A 22,507-nucleotide genomic window follows, 5' to 3' on the forward strand; every position below is an offset into this window, starting at 1 on the left:
TTTGATGGGTTTGCTCAGTGTCAGGCGCGGCCACCGGTAACCTTATTTGCCCGGCCTTCCTCTTTCGCTTTTTCTGCACGCTTTCGGCGTACGTCCTTGGGGTCGGCAATCAGAGGACGATAGATTTCCACTCTCATCCCGGGTTGCAGCTCTTCATTATGTTTCGCAGAGCGACTGAAAGTCCCCAGCTTAACCTTATCCAGATCAATCTCAGGGAAGAACTCTGCCATTCGGCTTTGACGAACTGCCTCAATAAAGGTGGTGCCTGGCGTCACTTTGACCGGGATAATTTTCTGTTTGTCCGCAAGCGCATATATCACGTCTACTGCGAACTTATCGGCTTCATTTGGCATATATCACCTTCGCCCTCTCTGTAAATGCGCTCACCATAGAGCCCACTAATTCCTGGAACACTTTACCAAAAGCCATGGCAACCAAAGTACTGGAAAACTCAAAGTCCAGCTCAAACTCAACCTTACAGGCATCTTCAGTCAGCTCAGTAAACACCCATTCTCCCTTAAGATGTTTAAAAGGCCCATTCTCCAGGTTCAGTTCAATGCGTTTTCCCGGGACTAATTGATTACGTGTGGTAAATGTCTTGGAAATACCGGCTTTACTGACATCCACAGACGCCAGCATGCTGGTACCATCAAACTCCAGCACCTTGCCACCGACACACCCGGGTAAAAATTCCTTGTAAGACTCAACATCATTGACCAGATCGTACATCTGGCGTGCGCTGAAACGCACCAACACACTTCGACTGATTTTCGGCATGGAACCAGAGATTTAACTGTAAGATAAAAGAGGCATTCTAACACCTGACCATGAAAACGCACCCGCCCTTGTCTTTGCTTTTCACAGTGTGTCGAAAAAAACGGCACAGATGCAGTAAGGCGTTAAAAAGTGATGCCAAGGCAATTCCAAATTCCCCTTGCCTGCGTATAATAGCCCGCCTATGGCTAAGAAAAACTCCAAAAAATCCGCAAAAAACACCACGGCTACTATCGCCCGTAATAAACGTGCGACCTTCGAATATCGTTTTGAAGAGAAAGTCGAAGCGGGCCTGTCCCTGATGGGATGGGAAGTAAAATCCATCCGGGCTGGTAAAGTGAACCTGTCCGAGAGCTTCGTCATGATTAAAAATGGCGAAGCCCATATGTACAACTGCAACATAGTGCCGCTCAATGCAGCATCCACCCATGTTGTGGCTGACCCAACCCGACCGCGGAAGCTGCTGCTTAACCGCCGCGAGCTGGACAGGCTGGCTGGTCTGGTTGAGCGCCAGGGTTACGCCCTGGTTGCCATCTCCATGTATTGGGGTAAAGGCTCCTGGGTCAAGCTGGAAATAGGTTTGGGTAAAGGTAAGAAAGATCACGACAAGCGTGCTGACACCAAAGAGCGCGAGTGGGCCATTGAAAAAGCCCGGGTGATGAAGAACAAATAACTGCACGAATAACGGGCAGTTAGTCAGGGCAGATGCAAATCCTGCTTGAGTAATGCAAAAACAAAGTATTACAATGACAAAACTAACGGGGGCGATTCAGGATTCGACAGGGTTCACGAAACTCCGGGAGCATGCCGAGGGGCGGTTGGCCTCGTAAAAAGCCGCACAGTTATAGTTGCAAACGACGATAACTACGCTCTAGCCGCTTAATGCCGCTAGCCATCACCCACATGTTTCGCACATGGGCAGTGGATTTGATGGTCACCCTACATAGTGCTAGCGAGGGAACCTTGTTCGGGGGTGAACCGCGAAACAGTACCGGACTCACCGTGAGTAATCCTGTCTTTCGGAGTGCGAACGGTTAAATAAAAGAGAGACTAAGCATGTAGCGCCTTGAGCGTAGGTGCCTTGGACGCGGGTTCAAATCCCGCCGCCTCCACCAACTCTTGAAAAGGGCCACCCATCGGGTGGCCCTTTTTATTGCGCTCCTACAGCGAGCTGTATTAGCGACATCAAGCGCTCCTATTCGGTCGGGCCCACCATCAACCATAGCCCTGTATATAAAAAAGCAGGCAAACAGGCTACTCACCCATTTACCTGCTACTTATTGTCTCTATACCATCTAGAAAAACGCGTTCAACATCGCACCGATAGAATAGACACCTTCAGAATAGCTGTAGGTTTGAATACGATTAGGCGCACCATCTCCATCATTGTCTACCTTGTAGTGAGTGACATAACCTTCAACCGAATATTCCCGTGTTGCCACAAATTCAGGCACACCATCAGCATCAGTATCATTAGCAAAGGTCAGCTGATTGCCATTTTCGTCAAAGGAATACGAATAGATATTATCGACGGTACCATCTCCGTCAGAATCATAATGGTCGAAAATAAGATTATGGCTTTCATCATAAGTCCAGGTGCGTTTAAACGCTAAGCTGTCATCATAGTGAAATTGAGCTTCTGTTAACCTGTTACCGTAATCGTCATAGGTATAAATACGATGATTGGACTGTGTATCGTCAACCAGCGACTCAAATCTCTCTGACAGAATCTTACCTTCAGCGTCATGGTTGAATTGAATTCTAAACTCTATTGCGCCATCGCCATTTTCATCCACCTCGGCCAGTAGCGGATAACCATTTTGATCATAAGCCTGGGTAAATTCCCGATCCCAGACGCCGTCACCATCCAAGTCCGTTCGCCCCGCAGTCATACGACTTCCATTTTCATACTCCCAGGCATGGCTCTCATCAATCACGCCATCATTCTCTCTGTCATACTCGTACAGGATGCGGTTACCTCTATCGTCATAGCCATAATCCTGACGTGCATCATACTGGCCGTCATTGTCATAATCTCTCAATTCAGTAACCTGATTGCCTAAGTCGTCATAGATGGTACTGGTCACCGAAACATTATTGCCATATTCTGAGACTTCTTTAACCCTGTTTCCGTTACTGTCGTAGTTGTATGTCCAGATGTTCACGTTTGTGCCTGACTGTTGTCTATTTTCCAGCGCTGAGCCATCGCTGTCATATGTAACCGTCCTAATATAATCGGTAGTGCCGTCGTTACCCGTGTCCTCTTCATCGGTAATCTGTCTGCCAAATGAATTGTAATCATACCGTCTGACCGTTTCAGCACTCCCATCGGCGTCGTTATCTGCCTCTACCAATGTCCTTAACCTGAAATCAGTCACAAGGCCAAGTTGCTCATATAAGTGGTCCAATGCCAGACCATCATATTTCATAAATGCGCGATTAAGAAAACCGGCATTAAAAGCTTTATACAGTAGATACCGGACCTCTTTGTCCTCACGAAAGTCAGTAAGTTCCTTGTCAAGATCCAGTTGTTTTCCATCAAGAAGTTGGGCAATACCTGCATCAATCTCGATGCCATTGTCCAGATTGTTGTCAACATCCAGCGCCTGCAACAAGGCGACAATATTATGCACCTTGCTGAATGCAGCCATGCCGGACTTATTTGAACGATTGAACAGAGCTAACAGCTCGATGTTATTGGTGGGCAACGTGGCCCCTTCCACCAAATCCAGCGGAGTCATATCCGCTTTAGCCGCAACCACCTCACCTAACTGGGTATCACCAATAGAGAAGCTGATTGTCTCGCCTTCACGGTACAGGTACATACCATCGGCATCAGTCACGCCAGATTCAGTGGCTGTGCTATAAGCCAGTCCCTCTACCGGGCCATAGCTGAAGTAACCCTGTAAGGTGACATTCACAATAGTCACTGTAATTACCTGCATCACAGAGGCACCACTGCTGTCGGTGACCGTCACTTCCACAACGTAATTGTTGTCACCATCACTGTCTGCTGCCGCTTCCCAGGTGGGGGCAGCTGTAAAGCTCAATTCACCAAGTTCATTGATACTGAACGCTGCACTGTCCGCGCCACCACTGATGCTGTAGGTAAAGCCTGTGTTGCCCACATCAACATCGCTGGCAAGAATGATGGTCACTTGCTCAAGATTTTCATCCAGTGAAATATTGGCGCTCGCCCCGCCACCATTACTGGTTATCACAGGGCTTTCATTCACATCTGTCACTGTCACTGTGATTGACTGACTGACGCTGGCGCCCACACTGTCACTCACCGTTACTTGCAGTTCATAGTTGTTGTCTTTATTGCTGTCTGTCGGCGCTTCAAAATTAGGGGCAGCAACAAAGCTCAAGGTACCATCTGCAGCAATACTGAAAGCCGCTTTATCCAATCCGTCACTGAGACTGTAGGTAAATCCTGTATTACTGACATCAGAGTCACTGGCCGACACTCTGGTCACCTGCACCTGATTCTCCGGCAAACTAATCTTCGCTTCGAGGCCACCACCATCACTGGTCAATACCGGCGCGGTATCATTCACATCGGTCACTGTCACAGTAATAAGCTGGCTGACACTGCCTCCGGCACTGTCAGAGACTGTCACTTCCAGCTCATAACTGTTGTCTTTGTCGCTGTCTGTTGGCGCTTCAAAATCCGGGGCTGTGACAAAGCTCAAGGCTCCATCCGCAGTGATACTGAACATATCCTTATCCGAACCACCACTGATACTGTAACTAAAACCTGTGTTACTGACGTCACTGTCGCTGGCTTCTACCTGAGTAACCTGTAGCTGATTCTCCTTGATAGACAGGGTTGCACTGGCACCTCCACCATTGCTGGTAATCAATGGTGCTGTGTTGCTGATGACCTCAGGTAACGGACTCACGTCATCGTCACTACAGGCGCTCAATCCCGCCATCAACATCAAACTAAAAGCACCGCGGCCCAACTGGCGTGAAAAACTGTAATTTACGTGATTATTATTCATCTTATTCTCACTCTCTCACTGGAATGCCCCTACCAAACGCCGAAAACATTTAAGGTGGTCCACAAGTCAACCTTCACCGAAAGGCTGGCTATATTGTCTCTGCCCTTTCGTTACCTGTTATTCGTCGTAAACTCGTCAGCTTTTGGTGCATAAAATCAAGAAAACAGGCAACAGTATTTATTCGCCTGTGATGCAGTAAAAATCCGGCTTCAGTTACCAATCCCTCTAAAGTTCTAGCTGATAACCGCAAGATGAAATTATAACATATTGATAACATAGGAAATGTTCAAAATAACACCAAAGAAAAGCATGAATTCACCAAATTTAACGCAGCAAGCATTATTTAAAACCAAATAAAGAGTTGCGGAAGTAATACTCCAGAATGGACTAAGATACTCAACACTAATTAAGCAACATTCTGCTTAACCGCATTAGTGGCAACAGATAGCCGATCTCAGAATCTGTTGAGGACCTCTTGTAAAGATTCCCGCACCGGAAATACATTCAAAACAGCTGTTGGAATTGAGCAATTTACAATTCCGCTCCAAAGAACACATATTAACAATGACTTAAGCTTGACTTATGCCCCCCATCAACAGACTATTTTTAATCTCACCTGGCTTTACCAGTGCAGAATACACAACAGAAGGAGCGAATAATGGCACAAGTCGCGATAGTCACAGGTGGAGCCAAGGGGATTGGCCTTGCCATAGTCAATGAACTGCTGGAGCAGGAGTACCAGGTCTACAATCTGGATATTCAGCCTGGCCCAGGGCAGTTTATTGAGTGTGATATGACGGATAAGGCATCAGTGGATTCAGCCATTGCGCAGGTAGTCAAAGAGGCTGGCCGAATCGACACCCTTATCTGTAATGCCGGGGTACATTTCAGTGCCAATATTGAAAATACCTCGATGGCGCAACTTGAGCGCATTCTATCCATTAATGTCTACGGGGCTATTACCGCCATCCAGGCGTGCCTGCCAACCATGAAAGCCCAGCAGCATGGCAGCATAGTGCTGATGGGCTCAGATCAGTGTCATATCGCCAAACCCAACTCCTTTGCTTACAACCTGAGTAAGCATGCCCTCGCCTCTGTGGGTAAAACTACTGCCATCGACTATGCCGAATATAATATCCGCGCCAATGTGATCTGCGCGGGTACCACAGATACGCCTCTGTATCAGGCCGCTATTGATAACTACTGTGAACGCACCGGGGCAGATAAGGAGCAGGTACATCAGGAAGAGGCTGAGTTGCAGCCTTTGGGTCGTATAGCCAAGCCAGAGGAGATTGCCGATCTGGCCGCCTTCCTCGCCAGTGACAAGGCCAGTTTTATTACCGGTAGCCTTTACGATATCGATGGTGGATACACGGCGCGCTGATGCAAATTATCGACCCTCACCTGCATCTGTTTGACCTCGGACTTGGTCGCTATGACTGGTTGAAGCCCAACTTTCCGCCAAGCTGGCCGGACAAACACCGTATCTGTCGGGACTTTTCGAGTGAAGATCTAACCCTGCCCTCACCTTTGCAACTGGCTGGCTTTGTGCATTTGGAGGCGGGATTTGATAACTCCCACCCCTGGCGTGAAATTGAGTGGTTGGAAAGTACAGTGAATCAGCCTTTTCGCTCAGTGGCCTTTGCCGATTTAACCCTGCCAGCTGCCGAGTTTGATACGCTGCTTCAAACACTTACACAATACTCATCGGTCGTGGGCATTCGCCATATTCTGGATGAGCAGGGGCAAGCGCTGCTCAGTAATCCTCAGGTTATCCTTAATCTTAAGCAGCTTGCAGCGAAGGGACTACATTTTGAGGTTCAGCTCACTGGCGGAGACTTGCAAGCTATAAATCACCTTGTGCAGATAGCGGATGAAAATCCCTCCCTGGTATTGGTGATTAACCACGCCGCCTTCCCTTCTCCGGATAACTGCCAACACTGGCTTCAGGCTACGGAACTGATGGCTGGTTGCAGCAGTATAGTGATTAAGGCATCCGGCTGGGAGATGACCGACAGGCAGTACGAATTGGCATTTGCGGTGCAGGTGATAAATCAGCTGATAGCCTGTTTTGGTAAGCAAAGAGTCATGCTTGCCAGTAACTTTCCTCTTTGCCTGCTTAGCAAGGGCTATGATCAATTGTGGCAAGAATACACCGCGCTTTCTCTGGACGCCGACACTCTGGCGGCGCTGGTTCACGATAACGCCAGGCGTATCTACAGATTTGATTGAGCCTTATACCAATCCGATAAAACATCAGTTAACACCATCCCAAAACAATCACCATAGCGATAGACGGTGGCTTTAAGATGACAACAAAAAACCGGCTCAGAGTATTTCTGGCCGGTTTTCCCTGTTGTACTTTAAGCTGATAAAGCGCTATTTGATTAGGATATTTGGCGAGCGACTCACCACCTCATCATTCAGTTCAATACCAATTCCCGGCGCATCTGACACCTTGAACTTGCCGTTAACCGGCTGAGGGTCCTGAATACACAACTCACGGTTCCATGACTTGATGGCATAGGTATGGTGTTCGTGGATCAGGAAGTTGGGAATCGCAGTTTCCAGATGCAAAGATGCCGCCGTCGCGACCGGGCCACCACATACATGAGCCTGAATGCGAACATCAAAAATATCGGCGTAATCGCACACCTTTTTGGTCTCGGTAAAGCCACCACACAGACCGATATCCGGCTGCAACACATCCACACTCTGATCTTCCAGATAAGGACGCACTCCCCAGCGATTATATAAACGCTCACCACCGGCGATAGGCACCGCCACTTTATCGGCGACCTTGGCATGCAGTGAGTGGTTAAGATAGTTCACCGGCTCTTCGTAGTACATGCAGTCAAATTCTTCGGCAATCGCTCCCAGCTGTATCGCTGTGGTCGCTCCGGGCAGGCTGTGGCATTCAAATATAATATCCACTTCATCACCCACGGCATCGCGGATAGCCTGCATGCGGGCGCGATACAGCTTCATCTCCGCGCGGGAGATAATCTTGGTGCGCTCGTAATAGGTGTTGCCATCTTTGTCATACATGATGGGGTCAACCTTAACCGCATCATAACCTTCAGCCACCGCTTTAAGTGCGGCCTCGGCATACTCTTCTGGACGATACAGTGCCTTGAACTCTTTATCCCAGTCGAACTGCAATTGCGATGCATAGGTGCGCAGCTCATCATTTACTTTACCGCCCAGCAACTGATAGACAGGCTGATTAAGCGCTTTACCCTTAATATCCCACAAGGCAGTATCAATGGCGCTCATGGCAGCATAGACCACAGGTCCGCCTCCCAGGCCCCAGAAGCTTTCCCTGAGCATGCGTGCCCACAGCTTCTCGGTTTGAAACGGATCATGGCCAATCAAGAATGCCTCGGCCATCTCTTTAATCATGTTGGCAGCAGCACTGTGCCCCAAATCATAAGCCAATCCGGCCTCACCCACTCCGCTGATACCTTCATCGGTATGAATGCGCACAAACACCGGATTCCAGGGTGGACGCTCCGGGCAATGGATATCAAAGACCTCTACCGATACAACTTTCATCTCTTCTCCTTGAATTTGGGATGCCTGCAATCAAGCAGCTAGTCCATAAAGCCCGGATCCAGGCGGTAAGCTTTACGCAGTAATGATGGCCAGGCTTTCTGCCCACCGGTGGAGCCTGAGTGCACTACATTGGCCTGGGCATAGATATTGTCCTGAATGGACTGGGCAACAGGTATGGCTTGCTGACCACTGGATTGGATCAGCAGCTGCACCTCACAGGCACGCTGCAGGTCATACATACGCATAAACGCATCTGCCACGCTTGGGCCCACGGTTAATGCACCGTGGTTAACCAGCAGCATATGATTCCGGTCACCCAAATCCTGTTGCAGACGCTGCTGCTCAGCCATATTGACCGCCAGACCTTCATATTGGTGATAAGCCAGTGATGGCAGCGAAAACATAGAGTATTGGCTCAGTGGCAACAAGCCCTGCTGTTGACTGGCTACCGCTATGGTTTCAGGGGTGTGCAGATGAATCACACAAATAGCATCATGGCGAACCTGGTGTATTGCACTGTGAATAGTGAATCCAGCCGGATTGATAGCAAAAGGCGAGTCATCAAGCACATTTCCATCCAGATCTACCTTCACCAGATTGGATGCAGTGACCTCATCAAACGCCACGCCAAAAGCATTAACCAGATAGGTGTCAGAGTCCGGCACTCTGGCTGAAATATGGGTGTAAATAAGGTCGCCCCAGCCCATATCAGCAACCAGACGATAACAGGCTGCCAAATCCACTCTTTGCTGCCATTCAGCCTCGCTGACCTTGTCCTTCACATTTAACTTTTCCAACTCCATCCAGGGCAGCTGTTCCACGACTTTCTCCTTAAAGCAACAAAGCGTTACGCGGGTTTAATTCATGTTAAATTTTAACAGTGAGCAGAGCAACCGACATGATGATTATTCATCCTGCAGCGGACATAAAAAAGGCCACACAAAGGTGGCCTTTTCTCAATTTAAATCAGGAGTATCAATTTACGCAAAGGGCATCATTTAGCCCCATGAGCATCAAACCTGTCGTTATTCATCACCTTGTTCCAGGCATCAGCAAATTCAGTCACAAACAGCTCGTTACCGTCATTGGACGCATAAGCCTCAGAAACAGCGCGCAGCTCAGAGTTAGCGCCAAAAATCAGGTCCACAGAGGTCGCCGTCCACCTGGGCTTGCCGGTTTTACGGTCTACGCCCTTATACACTCCGGGCTTATCCGTCTTCTGCCACTCGGTGGACATATCCAACAGATTGACAAAGAAATCATTGGACAAAGTACCGGGCCTGGATGTCAGCACACCGTCCTGACTCTTGCCGGTGTTGGCATTCAAAGCTCGCATACCGCCCAGCAAAGCTGCCATTTCCGGCACACTCAACCCCAGAGTTGAAGCTTTTTCCACCAAGGCCTCTGTCGGTGGCAACAGGCTTTGCTCGACAAAGTAGTTTCTGAAACCATCAGCCTTAGGCTCCAGTACGGCAAAGGAGGCGACATCAGTTTGTGCCTGTGATGCATCGGCACGACCTGGAGTAAATGGTATCTTCAAAGAAATGCCACCATCTTTAGCGGCTTTCTCGATCGCGGCATTGCCTCCAAGCACAATCACATCAGCCAGCGACACCTGCTTACCGCCTTTGGCCTTTTTGTTGAACTGTTTTTGAACCTTCTCAAGCTTCTTCAGCACCTTTGAAAGTTGTTTTGGGTCGTTTACCGGCCAGTCTTTCTGTGGTTCGAGAGCCAAACGGCCTCCATTGGCACCACCACGCATGTCAGTATTGCGGAAGCTGGCTGCCGCCGCCCAGGCAGTTTCCACCAGCTCAGGCACAGTCAAACCGGTTTTCAATATATCCGCTTTCAACCTGGCCTGATCTTTGGCATCGATCAGCTTATAACTCACGCTCGGGATTGGGTCTTGCCAGATCATCACATCAGCAGGAACATCACTGCCCAGATAGCGGGCTTTTGGCCCCATATCTCTGTGGGTCAGTTTAAACCAGGCTCTGGCAAAAGCCTGTTCAAATTCAGCTGGGTTATTCAGGAAGCGAGTGGTGATTTCACGGTATGCAGGATCTTCTTTCAGCGCGATATCAGTGGTAAACATAATCGGCGCATGACGTTTGTTTGGCAGGTGGGCGTCAGGCACCAGGTTTGCCGCCTTGCCATCAGCCGGGATCCACTGAGTATGGCCTGCCGGGCTCTTGGTTTTCACCCAGTCAAAGGTGTACAGCCAGGTCAGATACTCCATGGTCCACTTGGTAGGGTTGGATGACCAGGCACCTTCAAAGCCACTGCTGACTGTATCTTCAGAATGGCCCTTACCACATTTGTTTTTCCAGCCAAGTCCTTGCTGCTGTTCAGGTGCGGCGGCCGGATCAGCCCCGACACATTTATTGGGATTATGGGCACCGTGCGCTTTACCAAAGGTATGGCCGCCGGCAATCAGAGCAACAGTCTCTTCATCATTCATTGCCATTCTGCCAAAGGTATCGCGTATCTCCTGAGCTGAAGCCAAAGGATCCGGGTTACCATTTGGACCTTCAGGATTAACATAGATAAGCCCCATTTGGGTTGCCCCCAGCGGCTTGGCCAGCTCACCTTTTTTATTGTGGCGTTTATTGTCCAGCCACTGTTTCTCTACGCCCCAATTTACCTTTTCAGCTTCCCAGTCATCGGTACGGCCACCGGCGAAGCCCAGGGTTTTAAAACCCATGGACTCCATGGACACATTACCCGCCAATACCATCAAATCCGCCCATGACAGGTCCGCGCCATACTTTTGCTTTACCGGCCACAGCAGTCTGCGGGCCTTGTCCAGGTTGACGTTATCCGGCCAGCTGTTCAGTGGCTCGAATCTTTGCTGACCGCCATTGGCGCCGCCACGTCCGTCGAATATCCGGTATACCCCAGCACTGTGCCAGGCCATACGAACAAAGAAAGGCCCATAATGACCATAGTCTGCCGGCCACCAATCCTGTGATGTTGTCAGTACTTTTTCTATGTCCGCTTTAACCGCATTGAGGTCAAGAGAATTAAAGCGGGCGGCATAATCATAGTTTTCGCCATACGGATTGGATGCTGCGCTGTGTTGGCGCAATGGGGACAAATCAAGCTGCTCAGGCCACCAGTATTCATTGGTTGTTGGCTCAGACGCCAAAGATTGAGCCGAGCCCAATATCAGACAGGAAGACAACCCCGCTGCCAGCGCCGTCTTAATTGTAGATTTCATCTTAACTTTCCTCTTCCGTGGTGAAGGGGGTCTGTAGCCCCAAACAGAGTCAGGTCTTAATTCCGGACTCAACCAGGCAAGGACGATCTGCAGCACGTCATTACCTCATCTTTTAGTTAAGCTACGACTGAAATACCCACATCGCCAATGGGTATTCCAGATTGAACACATCTATAAAGCAGATGAAAGATAACCAGCAGATATCACCAACAATCAATGCACCACAGAACCATCAACTGAGATTAAGCAATAAGACAGACCTAACCCACCAAGACGTCAGTTGCATAAATGCAACAGGCTTTGAGATTAACTATCCACGACTCTGACCGTTTCACTTGTTAGCTTAACCACATTAAATACAGCCCAACCTGGAGACTACAATGCTCAAAATACAATCACTGCTGATTGCCATTCTATTTACTTGCGTTAGCGCTTATTCCCATGCAGAAACACCAGATAACAAGAGCGATACCGGTCAAATTCAAGCTATGTTCACCACCTATATGGCCAAATACAATGGCTACCTTCAAACCGGAAAGTTCGATTCAACCAATGATCTGTACAACCAAGAATTTGTGTATATGTCCAACAGTCAGGCAGCAAGAACTATGACACCTGTTGAGTTTATGCAACAAGCCAAAGGTTTCCTTGATACACTGAAAACAAGGGGCGTCAGCGCTGTAAAATGGGAAAGCGTCAATATCAAACCGCTTGATGAAAACGTTGCTATCGCCAGCAATGTAGCCCTGCGATTGAGGGCTAATGGCAAAGTTTACAATCGGGTCGGGGCGACTTACCTGCTTAAAAACACTGAGCAGGGTTGGCGGATAGCCGCATTTACCATTCACAACGCAGATAACAGCATGACCTTTAACTGACAGTAATATTCAGACAGAGGCAGGAATGGAAAACTGGGACGACTACAGGGTGATTCTGGCCCTGTACAGGGGGAAGTCACTGCGCCAGGCAGGCCGGGAATTGAATATGAACCATTCAACCGTTTGCCGGCGGGTGGCACAGCTTAATCGCAAATATGCAGCGCCAGTTTTTGAAGGCTCCCCGCAGGGTTATATCTTGACTTTGTTTGGCCAGTCACTGCTTGAGTCTGCTGAAAAAATTGAAGCTTTTGCACAAAAAGATCTCAGGCTTAAGCGCGGAACACAAATTGATATTTCCGGCAGCATAACCCTCTCCATACCGCCACCGATAGTCCAATATCTCTTGCTTGATGATCTGCTTGAGTTTGGACAAATGTACCCTCAGATATCCCTCAATGTGCACACCAGCTACCAATTGGTTGACCTGGATAGAAGCGAAGCAGATATAGTCGTCAGGGCATCGAACACGCCACCCGAGCATTTAGTGGGCAGAAGGCTGTTTCCCATTACGGTGGCTTACTACGCCAGCACCCAATATTTGGAAACGACCACAAGTCAGAACTTCAGCTGGATAACCGCTAATTGTGCCACCAGCAAACCTGACTGGTTGTCTGAAACGCCCTGGCCCGATGCCGGGGTGGCACTGAAAATAGATGATTTGGTACTGCGCCACCATGCCGCAGCGGCGGGAAAAGGGCTGATAAGAGGCGCCTGTTATATCGCGAACGCCTTTCCTGAACTGGTGAGGGTAGACAATAATCGCCCTTTTCCCTTTCAGGAGCTTTGGATTCTGACCCACCCGGATTTACGTCACGTGGCCCGAATAAAGCTGCTGATGAATTTTCTAACCGATAAATTAAGAGAGCGAGAAGCACTGGTGACTGGCCTTCAACTCTCTTGAAGTGGGAGAGACTGGTTGCAATCAGGTTACCCGCCAGCCTTTTTCAGACACCACCAACACATGATGTTGTATTATCGCGCCACAATGTGGGCATTCAGAGCGGCTATTCTCCTCAACGTCCTGTTCAGTTATGTCTCCCAACATCAGATTTATCGATCCTCTGACAAAATCTGTAAAGCGCTTCCCACGATCCGGGCAGGTTAATAACACCTCTTCTGGTGGCGTAGTCATAGCATTCTCCTTATGCAGTGTTTGCAGCAGATTGCCACCCCCTTCCCCCGGAAACCCTGAACCAGGTCAGATATCGTCACTGTTCACTCAACACTCAGCGTCACAGTCTCCCCCTCCCCCTCCCCCCTGGGCAGGAACAACGACTGGAGCAAACGGACACTGTTGCTCAATTTAGCTACAGCAGCTAGTTTGAGCTTAGTTACCGTTTTCAACCGTAAACAGGGAGATACCATGGCTCTGACCATCGACTTTTACTCTGACACCCTATGCATCTGGGGCTGGATTGGCCAATATCACAACCGTAAACTGCTGAAGCGTTGGGACCATACTCAGGTTGAGTGGCGATTCCGCTATCTGGAACTCTATGGTGACGTCAGAGCCAGGGTTGAAAAGAACTTCAAGGGTGAAGAGGCATGGGACAAATATGCTTCAGCCGCAGAGCGATTGGTGAGTAAGTTTGAAGGCTTGTCTGTACACCCGGATATCTGGCGCAAAACCCGGCCAACCACCTCTTTAATGGCCCATCAAACCATTAAGGCGGTGGAGCAAACCCATGGCGAACTGGCCGCCATAGAGTATGGCAACAGAGTCAGGGAGGCATTTTTTGCTGAGGCCAGAGACGTCAGCCAGGCCTCAGTGTTAACTGAACTGTTGAAAGAGCAATCCATCGCCCACCATGACCTGACCACTCATCTGCAGGATGGCTCTGCACTGGCCCAAACCATTACCGAATTTCGCCAGGCCGAAAAAGATAAGATCCCCGGCAGCCCAACCTGGGTAATGGACAACAACCGCTATCGCCTGTTTGGCAATGTAAAACCTGAGATCATCATTGCCACGGTCGACAGCCTGATTGCCAGATAACTGTCACCTAATTGCCTTAGAGTTGTGATGTTTTCGTGATGATTTGACCGCTGTGAGCTTGTTAGCGTAACTCCTGCTGACACCATACTTTCACAGCGAGGATACTATGAAAAAATCACTTTCGGCTTTGCTTGTTGTATCAGCAATGACTGCAGCACCAGCAATAGCGAATGACTATTATCACGGTAATAAGCAGTATCAGGTCACTGTCACCAATCTCACCAAAGGCATCAGCTTTACCCCTTTGTTTGCCGCGACGCACAGGAGTGGCGTTAGCCTGTTTACTCTGGGTGAACCGGCTTCTTACGAAATATCGCGTGTGGCTGAGGGCGGCGATATTTCCGGGTTGATGAGCCAGTGGAATGCAAACCGCAGAGTTCATATGACCACCAATACCGAGGGTCTGTTGGGCCCGGGGGAATCTGTCACCTTCACTATTTCAGGCAAGAGTAGATTCAATCGCCTGTCCATGGCCTCCATGCTGCTACCCACCAATGACACCCTCGCCGCCCTTCGTGGTGTAGAGATGCCCAAATGGGGCAGTAAAACATACAGATTCAAAGCATTTGACGGTGGCAGTGAGACCAATGATGAGTTGTGTGCAAATATCCCGGGACCACAATGCGGCGGCGAGCCCTTTTCAGATGATGATCCCGGTGAGGGTTATGTCTATCCCAGCCCGGGAATTCATGGCGAAGCCGATCTAAGTCGCGCGGCGTATCAATGGCAGGGCGCCATAGGTAAGGTCAAAATTACCCGTATTCGTTGATAGGCATAGATGGGTTAACGCCTGACACCAAAGGCAACCGGTGTGATGAAGTGGCCCAAAGAGGCTATGAAGTGCAGGATGCACACCTCCTGGCATTACAGCCATTCCGGACGGGTGGCTGTTTTTTTACAAAGAAAAGCCGGGATATTCCCGGCTTTTATTCGATACAACCTAGGCTTGTCTGCGACGCCAGAATGCCAGAGGTAACAACAGAGTCAGCAAAGTCCCCATAGCCCCACCTTCCGGCTCTTCCCAGCCTGCACTCGCCTGATTTTTCACTGTGACGGTCAGAGTTTTGTGAGCATGGTGACGACCATCAAAGGCCTCAAGCGAAAACACAAGTTCAGTATCCAGCTCAACTGCTGGTGCAGTAAAGCCAAGCTGTGCACCATTTGGCTTAAACTCAACGGCAGTGCCGGAAACCTGAGTCCAGGTATACTGAATTGCATCGCCAGCTTCTGTTTGAGCAGGAGTGGCTTCAATGCTGACCACACCACCTTCATCAACCGAGGTTTCACCAACAAATTGGATATCTGCATCAAGCGGCTTGTCTTGGATGGTTATCTCGATTATATGGGTTGCACTCAACTCTCCGTCGGTTACGGTCAGCTCAAGCTCTACCGTTTCGTTTTGAGCTACAGGGTCTGAAACGGCACGCACTAATGAGCCTTCCTGAGACATGTTCAACTCAATTCCGGAGGCATGACTCCACTCAAAAGTCAGTGGTTTACCATTGGCAGCCGTGGTTTTGGCGGCATCCAGAACAAAGCCAACACCTTCAACCACTGTCGTAGGGCCTTCAATCACGAAAGTAACATCAAGTTCAGGACCACAAGCAGCACCATACACCTGCTGTACCCACTCAGGGTTATCGATATATGGGTTACGATTACCCTGGTATTCATAGACTGCGTCGTTACGTTGGCGGTCAGCGTCACCAACAGGGTCTTGCATGTGCCACTGATACAATGCACACAGCTTTCCGGCTTCATGCTTATCAGCGTCAGTGCCTGTCTTATCAACCAACACCAAATCCGGCATGCTGCCGTTACCACCGGTTTCATAACGGGTGTCCATGTAGAACATCATACGGGCCACATCACCTTTGACTTCGTCTCTTGGTTCAAAGGCGCTCATACCAGCGTTAACATAGTTACCCGGAGCTCCAGTCAACTCTGTCGAACCTTCCAGAGTGGCGATGTTGTCAAAGTCATAAGCGGCTCGGGCACCGTTGACTGAAACATCAGTTGGCCGCAAGTGGTGTGCATCTGTATAGCCCCACTGGCTCTCACTTGGGAAGCCATGACTCTTTGGCCACACATGTTCACGGTTCCAATCGCCTGTGTTACCGCCATTGTCGTACTTGGAGATAGATTTCCCCGAGTACAGTTCAATCACATTCTTTGGATTGGCAGAATCTTCATCTGAATAAGTCAGTACCGTCCAGACACCTTTATACGAGAGAGGCTTTTGCCCTTGCTGAGCAACCTCTGACAGCGCTGCTTTCCACTCCTGAGGAGTGTTCAGTTCGGCAGTCAACACATCATTGTAGTAAAGGTCAAAGTTGTACTTGGTAGCATCAGCAACTTTTTCCAGATTTTCGCAATTGGTACATGGAACATCGGGATCAGGATCGGGTCCTGGTGGTGTCGTGTCACAAGCACCTTCACCGGGGCAGCCCAAGCCGTCAGCAGTGTCTTTGGCAAATACCATCCAGGCATGGTCTGCCTCAGGGAAAACGGCGTCCGCCACTGTATCTCCAGAAGTTGTACCAGCCTTACGACGTAAAGTCTTATCTGCTGTGGAAAACTCAGGGTTGTTTGGATCTGTCCATGCTTTCCCCGGGTCTTCACCAAGACGCCCCACACGGTCGATAACCACACCATCTTTATACAGCACCAGAGCATCATCACCGTTGAAATAAGTCACAGTAGATGCGGTGCCAACTTTAAATGCCTCATCCGCACTGCTGTTATGGAAGACGCGGCTTTCATTTGGTGCCAATATGCCGGTTAGAATTTCGGTATTTCCCGGCTCTGTCCCGCCATTGGAGAAGAGTACCAACTTGTACTCTGCAGCACTCAAGTCCAGAGGTGCCCCCCCTACATTGGACAGTTCAACCGCCTTATTACTTCCACCACCTTCAACGTACTCAGTGATCAATAAGGCACCTTCAGCGCCACCGCAAGCATTTATCCCCGGGCAACCCAGGCCATCCGCGGTATTAATATCAAATACAGTCCACTGATTATCGGTTCCTGGAAAGGCTGCGGTCGCATCGGTATCACCGACGGTTACATCGACATTGCGTCTGAGGGTTTTATTGGCTGTTGAGAAATCTGGGTTGGCAGGATCAGTCCAAGCACTACCCGGGTCAACTCCCAGTACCCCGATCCGGTCAATCACCAGATCATTTTTATAGAGCACCAAGGCATCGTCGCCATTGTAATATGTCACAGTAGAGGGCGTGCCGATTTTAAACTGTTCGTCTGCGCTACTATTATGGAATACCGTACTTTCTCCGGGCGCCAAATTTCCGGTTAACAGTGCAGTATTACCAGCTTCCGTCGACCCGTTGGAGAACAAGACTAACTTGTACTGCTCAGCATCCAAATTGATTGTAGAAGTACCGAGGTTGGAAATCTCTACCGCTTTATTGCTGCCACCACCTTCAACATACTCAGTTATCACCAGATTGGCGCTGGCCTGCGCCGAAAAGCCGCCCAGCGCCATCAGCGCCAGTGCGATTTTTGTAGGATGGGTTTTCATTTCTTATCCTTAAGACTTTATTTTGATTCGACGTCATGCCTCCGCTGGCGACAACCAGCGGAGGCAACAAACAATTAAGCCTTGAACCAACGACGGCGCAGACCGGTCAAACCCAGCAGGGTCAACAGACCGAACAGGCCTGTGGCACCACCTGTACTATCGTGTGGCTCTGTCACCAAAGAAGGCACCAGGGTGTCGCGCTTCTTAACTTCCACCAGCACAGACTGCTCTGAGCCAGGCACGACTTCGCCATTGCGACGCAGCGAGAAATCGGCGTAATAGGCCGCTTCCGGTGCACCGAATACCTCAAATTGCACCAGCTGCTGACCGTCCTGCTTAATCACCACGCTCGGTAATACCAACTGGGTCAGATCCAGACGCTCTTCATCATCCTCAGGAGTCAAATTGATATGGGCAATATCGCCAGCCATCACTTCGACAGACTCAGGGATTTGATAAGGGGCCGTCATCAGCTTGTCCCAAAGTGGCAAGCGCAGCTCTTTACCCGGATCAGATTCACCCGGTTTATAGCTCAGGGAGATAATGGCCGGATCATGGTCGGAGGAGCGGAACTGATCTGGCTGATAGAAATGATCCACCGAATCGCCTTTATACTCTTGGTTGTAGTCGTACAGAGCTGATTCCGGTGCATTGATGTGCCAATCAGTTGCATCAAGCAAGCGGTCAGACAAGGATGGGGAGATAAGAATATAATCCAGAGAGCCTACTTCATCGTTGTATGAGTAACTCCATGCTGTTTCGCCACGCTCTGCACTCTTGAGCGCCACTGAGTCTATGTAGCCATAACTCTTGGTGATATTGACCGGAGACCCATCGGTATTGAACTGAGGCTTCTTGTCGATATAGGTGTAGCTGGCGGTGGTCAGCGTCTTGTTTCTTGGGTTATCGGTCAACACCAGCATGGCGTCTTCCTGAGCATAGGAGTTTAGGTCACCCAGGATGATCTTGTCGCCAGGCAGCTTTTCCATCTCTTTACCCAGGTGATAAGCCGCTGCAACACGGAAATGTTCACATGAGCCCTGAGCATCCAAATCTTCAGGGTCATCTTCCCAGACCGTGGCATCACCAAACTCTACACCCTGCCAGTCTTCCCAGCAGGTTGAACCTTTGGACTTGAAGTGGTTCACCGCCATCGACAGGCGCTTGCCTGTGCCGTTCACGATAAAGGTTACGACAAGCGCATCACGGTTGTAGTTTTGACCATTCTCCAGCGCTTCGCCGCGATCATCTTTAATCACTTCATTGAAGTCGTTAACGATACTCGGGGCCTTCTGCTGTGGCATAGCAATAACCCGGGTACGCTCGATGCTGACCTTACTCGGACGATAGATAATACCTGTGGCAATCGCATCTGACCCAATGGAATCCAACTCATCGAGGATCTGGTTACCATTGTGATCAAAGCCTACAAATACATAGCGATTCTCTGTGGAGTATGGCTTGTCATAGTCCTCAGGCCATTCACTGTTGTAGAAGGTGTTAACTTCGTTCACCAAATCGGCAATGGCACTGTCCAGACCAAAGCCGTTATTCTCCATCTCCATCAGGCCCAGGATATCTGCGTCCAGTCCACGAATCGCCTCAACCAACTTGGTTTTCTGCTGAACGTACTCTTCATAGTTGTCAGCACCGCGGTTTTGGCCAAAGTTGTTCTGATCGCCACCAAAAGGTGAGTTGAAGTAGTTGAACAGGTTCTGAGCTGCCACCGTGATATCAAAGTGATCTTTCGGCACTTCAGTTGACAGTTCTGGTGCATCGGTCCGCTTGAGGTTGTGAACAAAATTCTGACTGCTTAAGGTGTTGGTAACCGTCAGGGAGTAATCACCATAGCTGTAGTTGATCACACCTTCCATACCAACAACGCTGTCATCAATGCGGATGTAATTACGCTCAGGTTCACTGTAGAAGTTTGGATAGTAGGGAATTTTACCATTCGGTGCCTTTTCAGCACTTTCAATGATCAGGCGGTAATCATCATTCTGCTCGCGTGCAGCAATAGATTCTGGACTACCTGCAACATTCAGCTGGTTAGGCTGGAAGTTGGGGCGCAGGTAAGACAGGGTCATATTGTTACGGAAACTGTCGTAGTTGAAGCCAAAGGTCTTGGTGACCCGCATATCCTGCTTGCCTTCCTGCTGAAAGTCCATATCTTCAGGCAAACGCACCAACATGCCTTCGTAGCGCTCCAGCGTATTGGCAAACACTCCCTGGTCAGACTCAAGTACTTCAATATCGACAGCATCGGTGGCTGTATAGTTTTCGTCTGTAATTTCCCAGGAGGTTGGAGAGAGCTGGGTTAAACCATAAAACTCCTTAACCTCACTCTGCAGACAGACTGTCTTGCCCTTCAGCCCTACGGTGTCGCCTTTGGTGTAGACGAAAATACCATCAGAAGTCAGCGGATTTCCGTCTGACAACAGATCCCGCATATAGAAGCCCTGAGTTGGGTATTTGGCCACAGCCGTCACAACACCCTGCACCACCACAGTTTCACCTTTTAATGGAGAAACATGGCCATCGCCCTGAATAACAGAGATGTTGGTCAGATTCTCACAAACAAAGATCTCAGCTTTAGGCGCCAACTCTGGAGAACCCATGCCCCCCAGATCTGCCGGATTGAGCTCCAGCCACTGAACAGGGTCAAAATCTTTGGCTTGCTCAGGGGCTTCTCCCAGGTCATTAACACGACGACGCAGCGTACTGTCTGCCGCCCAGACACCGCCGTCCCCTTTAGCACCAACACGGTCAATCACGGTACCGTTATGCTCAAGTACAAAGCCATCATTACCACTGAAGTAGATGTCAGAGTAGCTTCCGTTACCCTCACCTACCATAGGAATGCCGCCAGCCTTGGTAATCTCATCTTTATAACTATCTGATGCGCCCTTATTCAGTAGCACCAGAGACTTACCGGCAGGAATTGTTACTCCGGTCAACAACAGGCTGCCATCAGCCTTTTTCATGTCGTTGTCATATTTTCCGTTACTGTGGATCACCGCGCGGGTTTCATCAGTAAAGGTAAAATCTTCAGTGGCATGGGTATTGGTGATCTCTACAGAACCAATACCGGCATCCCCCTCTTTTTGGACCATTTCAGTGATCAGCAGATCCTGTACACCGGCATGGGCGCCTGCGGAAACAATACTGGCAACCGCCAGGGATAAAATACTTTTCTTCATATCAAACACTACCTGTATTTTGATAAATGGATTATCCGGGAATTAGAAGTACATACGGACGTATGCATAGGCGGCTTCCGGCGCTTCGCCTACCCGACCTTCAACTGACAAAACGATGTTCTGGCCGGGACGGTAGTTAAAGCCCAGACTGCCCCAGGTTCTCTCCTTGCCAAACACAGGAGGCAGTTCTTCATAGTCATAGTTGGGGCTTTCAATATCCCAGTTTTCGTACTCTTCGTAGTTGGCTGACGCAATAACCTCCAGAGCTTCGTTCCAGTCATATTTAGCTGACAAGGTGGCGCCATAGTTGCGGAAAGTTTCATATTCCATGTAGGTATCACCGGAGCGGTGAGTCGCCATATCTTCATCTTCGATAAAGCCGTTAAATCCAATTTGCAGATCGGGAAGCACTTTCAGACGGGCGCCAAGGCCAAGCAGCTGCTGCTCACCATATTTGCTGATACCGTCTGAACCTCCGCGACCTTCCAGGCCCACGACAAAGGAGAAGATATCGGTGAATACACCGGCGTAAGCATTAACGATATCTCCCTGAAAAGTACCGTTCTTATGCTCGCCCTCGTAGGAATAAGATGCACCTACTCTGATGTACTCGAACTCACCTTGGTATTTGATGGTGTTTTCCTGATCGCCAGCTTCTCCGGTTTCGACAGCCTTGTTAAAAGTGAAATCACCATAGTGGTCATAGTCATCAAAAGCTGTATCGGTTAAACCCAGCTCAATCCACTGGTTTTCTGTAATGGCATATCCCACGTATAGTTTGTCGATATCCAACGCAAACTCACCGCTGCCCCCCAACCAGTTCTCTCTTTGGTAATCCAGTTCCAGTCGATACAGAAATTTGGATTCCTGGCCCGCGATCCCAAGGGTTGCAAAGCTGTCGTCTACATATGATTTAGTGTCATAAAATTCATCATGGTTGTAATCACTATTGGTACCAATATGGCCACCAACACCTACCTCACCATAGAGATTTAAATAGTCACCATTATCCTTGTCGTAGATTGTTGCCGCCTGTACAAGACAGGGAAGAAACGAAGACGACAGTGCTAATGCAATAGTTGTTTTTCTCAGCATTGCTACTACTTCCATATAAGTTGAAAATTCGACCAAACGGACGAATGTAGGGTTCAGATAGATTGATAAAGCGGTTTATTTCGTTAGGAATTAGTCGCGCAAGGAAACGAGCCCGCAAAGGAAACTCAGCGAGTGAAATACTAATGGCTGGTAGATAACTCATACATTGTGTCCACAGGCATAAAGGCTTAACGCCCAATTTTGCGACAATAAAATGTGGACAAGTAATCAATACGCATGCGCG

General features: G+C 49.2%; 16 protein-coding genes and 1 other RNA gene. 8 read left to right on the top strand and 9 right to left on the bottom strand.

The annotated features are described in order from the left end of the window. Positions 1 to 20: 20 nt before the first annotated feature. Both ACFOE0_RS11085 and ACFOE0_RS11090 read right to left on the bottom strand, forming a co-directional pair. A complete protein-coding gene (locus tag ACFOE0_RS11085) occupies positions 21 to 353 on the bottom strand; it encodes an RnfH family protein (protein WP_248935918.1) in 333 nt (110 codons plus the stop codon). After that, positions 343 to 777 (bottom strand): SRPBCC family protein, encoded by a 435-nt coding sequence (locus ACFOE0_RS11090; RefSeq protein WP_115137825.1) that lies wholly within the window; start codon positions 775 to 777, stop codon positions 343 to 345. The genes ACFOE0_RS11085 and ACFOE0_RS11090 overlap by 11 nt, the downstream gene beginning before the upstream one ends. Before the next feature lie 181 nt (positions 778 to 958). On the opposite strand from ACFOE0_RS11090, the gene smpB reads away from it, so the two are divergent. Together smpB and ssrA are read left to right on the top strand one after the other, a co-directional pair. Next, positions 959 to 1,447, top strand: a complete 489-nt coding sequence (gene smpB, locus ACFOE0_RS11095) for an SsrA-binding protein SmpB (RefSeq protein WP_248935919.1) — start codon at positions 959 to 961, stop codon at positions 1,445 to 1,447. An 87-nt stretch (positions 1,448 to 1,534) separates the two neighbouring features. Beyond that, positions 1,535 to 1,889: a transfer-messenger RNA gene (ssrA, locus tag ACFOE0_RS11100) on the top strand. A gap of 180 nt (positions 1,890 to 2,069) precedes the next feature. Here ssrA and ACFOE0_RS11105 read toward each other — a convergent pair. After that, positions 2,070 to 4,781 carry a cadherin domain-containing protein gene (locus ACFOE0_RS11105; protein WP_248935920.1) on the bottom strand — a complete coding sequence of 904 codons (2,712 nt, stop codon included), beginning with the start codon at positions 4,779 to 4,781 and terminating at the stop codon, positions 2,070 to 2,072. 658 nt (positions 4,782 to 5,439) lie between these two features. Here ACFOE0_RS11105 and ACFOE0_RS11110 point away from each other — a divergent pair. Continuing rightward, positions 5,440 to 6,165 (top strand): SDR family NAD(P)-dependent oxidoreductase, encoded by a 726-nt coding sequence (locus tag ACFOE0_RS11110; protein ID WP_248935921.1) that lies wholly within the window; start codon positions 5,440 to 5,442, stop codon positions 6,163 to 6,165. Beyond that, complete coding sequence (locus ACFOE0_RS11115) at positions 6,165 to 7,013, top strand: amidohydrolase family protein (protein WP_248935922.1); 849 nt, start codon at positions 6,165 to 6,167, stop codon at positions 7,011 to 7,013. Before ACFOE0_RS11110 ends, ACFOE0_RS11115 begins: the two co-directional genes overlap by 1 nt. Before the next feature lie 147 nt (positions 7,014 to 7,160). Here the strand turns inward: ACFOE0_RS11115 and ACFOE0_RS11120 are convergent, their stop codons facing one another. From ACFOE0_RS11120 to katG, 3 genes are all read right to left on the bottom strand, one after another. Continuing rightward, entirely contained in the window at positions 7,161 to 8,336 is a 1,176-nt protein-coding gene (locus ACFOE0_RS11120; protein ID WP_248935923.1) for a mandelate racemase/muconate lactonizing enzyme family protein, read from the bottom strand. Positions 8,337 to 8,374: 38 nt separating this feature from the next. Continuing rightward, on the bottom strand, positions 8,375 to 9,139 hold the full coding sequence (locus tag ACFOE0_RS11125) for a class II aldolase/adducin family protein (RefSeq protein ID WP_248935975.1): 765 nt from the start codon (positions 9,137 to 9,139) through the stop codon (positions 8,375 to 8,377). Between the two features lie 191 nt (positions 9,140 to 9,330). Beyond that, positions 9,331 to 11,556, bottom strand: coding sequence for a catalase/peroxidase HPI (gene katG / locus ACFOE0_RS11130; protein ID WP_248935925.1), 2,226 nt, complete (start codon positions 11,554 to 11,556; stop codon positions 9,331 to 9,333). A 380-nt stretch (positions 11,557 to 11,936) separates the two neighbouring features. Between katG and ACFOE0_RS11135 the strand changes: the two genes are divergently transcribed. The 4 genes from ACFOE0_RS11135 (at position 11,937) to ACFOE0_RS11150 (ending at position 15,199) form a co-directional block, all read left to right on the top strand. After that, entirely contained in the window at positions 11,937 to 12,434 is a 498-nt protein-coding gene (locus tag ACFOE0_RS11135) for a nuclear transport factor 2 family protein (RefSeq protein WP_248935926.1), read from the top strand. Positions 12,435 to 12,459: 25 nt separating this feature from the next. Then, positions 12,460 to 13,335 (top strand): LysR family transcriptional regulator, encoded by an 876-nt coding sequence (locus tag ACFOE0_RS11140; RefSeq protein ID WP_248935928.1) that lies wholly within the window; start codon positions 12,460 to 12,462, stop codon positions 13,333 to 13,335. Positions 13,336 to 13,797: 462 nt separating this feature from the next. Beyond that, complete coding sequence (locus ACFOE0_RS11145; RefSeq protein WP_248935929.1) at positions 13,798 to 14,430, top strand: DsbA family oxidoreductase; 633 nt, start codon at positions 13,798 to 13,800, stop codon at positions 14,428 to 14,430. 106 nt (positions 14,431 to 14,536) lie between these two features. Next, positions 14,537 to 15,199: a spondin domain-containing protein gene (locus tag ACFOE0_RS11150; RefSeq protein WP_248935931.1), complete on the top strand. Its 663-nt coding sequence runs from the start codon at positions 14,537 to 14,539 to the stop codon at positions 15,197 to 15,199. A gap of 171 nt (positions 15,200 to 15,370) precedes the next feature. Here ACFOE0_RS11150 and ACFOE0_RS11155 read toward each other — a convergent pair whose 3' ends face one another. The 3 genes from ACFOE0_RS11155 to ACFOE0_RS11165 all read right to left on the bottom strand — a co-directional run bounded on the left by ACFOE0_RS11155 (position 15,371) and on the right by ACFOE0_RS11165 (position 22,263). Then, complete coding sequence (locus tag ACFOE0_RS11155) at positions 15,371 to 17,968, bottom strand: endonuclease (RefSeq protein WP_248935932.1); 2,598 nt, start codon at positions 17,966 to 17,968, stop codon at positions 15,371 to 15,373. A 74-nt stretch (positions 17,969 to 18,042) separates the two neighbouring features. Then, complete coding sequence (locus tag ACFOE0_RS11160) at positions 18,043 to 21,168, bottom strand: ExeM/NucH family extracellular endonuclease (RefSeq protein ID WP_248935933.1); 3,126 nt, start codon at positions 21,166 to 21,168, stop codon at positions 18,043 to 18,045. 42 nt (positions 21,169 to 21,210) lie between these two features. Further along, positions 21,211 to 22,263 carry a porin gene (locus ACFOE0_RS11165; protein ID WP_248935934.1) on the bottom strand — a complete coding sequence of 351 codons (1,053 nt, stop codon included), beginning with the start codon at positions 22,261 to 22,263 and terminating at the stop codon, positions 21,211 to 21,213. Positions 22,264 to 22,507: the final 244 nt, after the last annotated feature.

This window comes from Shewanella submarina (assembly GCF_042646185.1).
In the GTDB taxonomy this organism is placed as follows: domain Bacteria; phylum Pseudomonadota; class Gammaproteobacteria; order Enterobacterales; family Shewanellaceae; genus Shewanella; species Shewanella corallii.

What these genes read in the sequence shown, in the direction of transcription:
- ACFOE0_RS11090 (WP_115137825.1), bottom strand. Translation starts at nt 777, where the DNA reads ATGCCGAAAATCAGTCGAAGTGTGTTGGTGCGTTTCAGCGCACGCCAG.
- ACFOE0_RS11135 (WP_248935926.1), top strand. Translation starts at nt 11,937, where the DNA reads ATGCTCAAAATACAATCACTGCTGATTGCCATTCTATTTACTTGCGTT.
- ACFOE0_RS11085 (WP_248935918.1), bottom strand. Translation starts at nt 353, where the DNA reads ATGCCAAATGAAGCCGATAAGTTCGCAGTAGACGTGATATATGCGCTT.
- smpB (WP_248935919.1), top strand. Translation starts at nt 959, where the DNA reads ATGGCTAAGAAAAACTCCAAAAAATCCGCAAAAAACACCACGGCTACT.
- ACFOE0_RS11150 (WP_248935931.1), top strand. Translation starts at nt 14,537, where the DNA reads ATGAAAAAATCACTTTCGGCTTTGCTTGTTGTATCAGCAATGACTGCA.
- ACFOE0_RS11115 (WP_248935922.1), top strand. Translation starts at nt 6,165, where the DNA reads ATGCAAATTATCGACCCTCACCTGCATCTGTTTGACCTCGGACTTGGT.
- katG (WP_248935925.1), bottom strand. Translation starts at nt 11,556, where the DNA reads ATGAAATCTACAATTAAGACGGCGCTGGCAGCGGGGTTGTCTTCCTGT.
- ACFOE0_RS11155 (WP_248935932.1), bottom strand. Translation starts at nt 17,968, where the DNA reads ATGAAAACCCATCCTACAAAAATCGCACTGGCGCTGATGGCGCTGGGC.
- ACFOE0_RS11120 (WP_248935923.1), bottom strand. Translation starts at nt 8,336, where the DNA reads ATGAAAGTTGTATCGGTAGAGGTCTTTGATATCCATTGCCCGGAGCGT.
- ACFOE0_RS11125 (WP_248935975.1), bottom strand. Translation starts at nt 9,139, where the DNA reads ATGGAGTTGGAAAAGTTAAATGTGAAGGACAAGGTCAGCGAGGCTGAA.
- ACFOE0_RS11160 (WP_248935933.1), bottom strand. Translation starts at nt 21,168, where the DNA reads ATGAAGAAAAGTATTTTATCCCTGGCGGTTGCCAGTATTGTTTCCGCA.
- ACFOE0_RS11105 (WP_248935920.1), bottom strand. Translation starts at nt 4,781, where the DNA reads ATGAATAATAATCACGTAAATTACAGTTTTTCACGCCAGTTGGGCCGC.
- ACFOE0_RS11110 (WP_248935921.1), top strand. Translation starts at nt 5,440, where the DNA reads ATGGCACAAGTCGCGATAGTCACAGGTGGAGCCAAGGGGATTGGCCTT.
- ACFOE0_RS11145 (WP_248935929.1), top strand. Translation starts at nt 13,798, where the DNA reads ATGGCTCTGACCATCGACTTTTACTCTGACACCCTATGCATCTGGGGC.
- ACFOE0_RS11165 (WP_248935934.1), bottom strand. Translation starts at nt 22,263, where the DNA reads ATGCTGAGAAAAACAACTATTGCATTAGCACTGTCGTCTTCGTTTCTT.
- ACFOE0_RS11140 (WP_248935928.1), top strand. Translation starts at nt 12,460, where the DNA reads ATGGAAAACTGGGACGACTACAGGGTGATTCTGGCCCTGTACAGGGGG.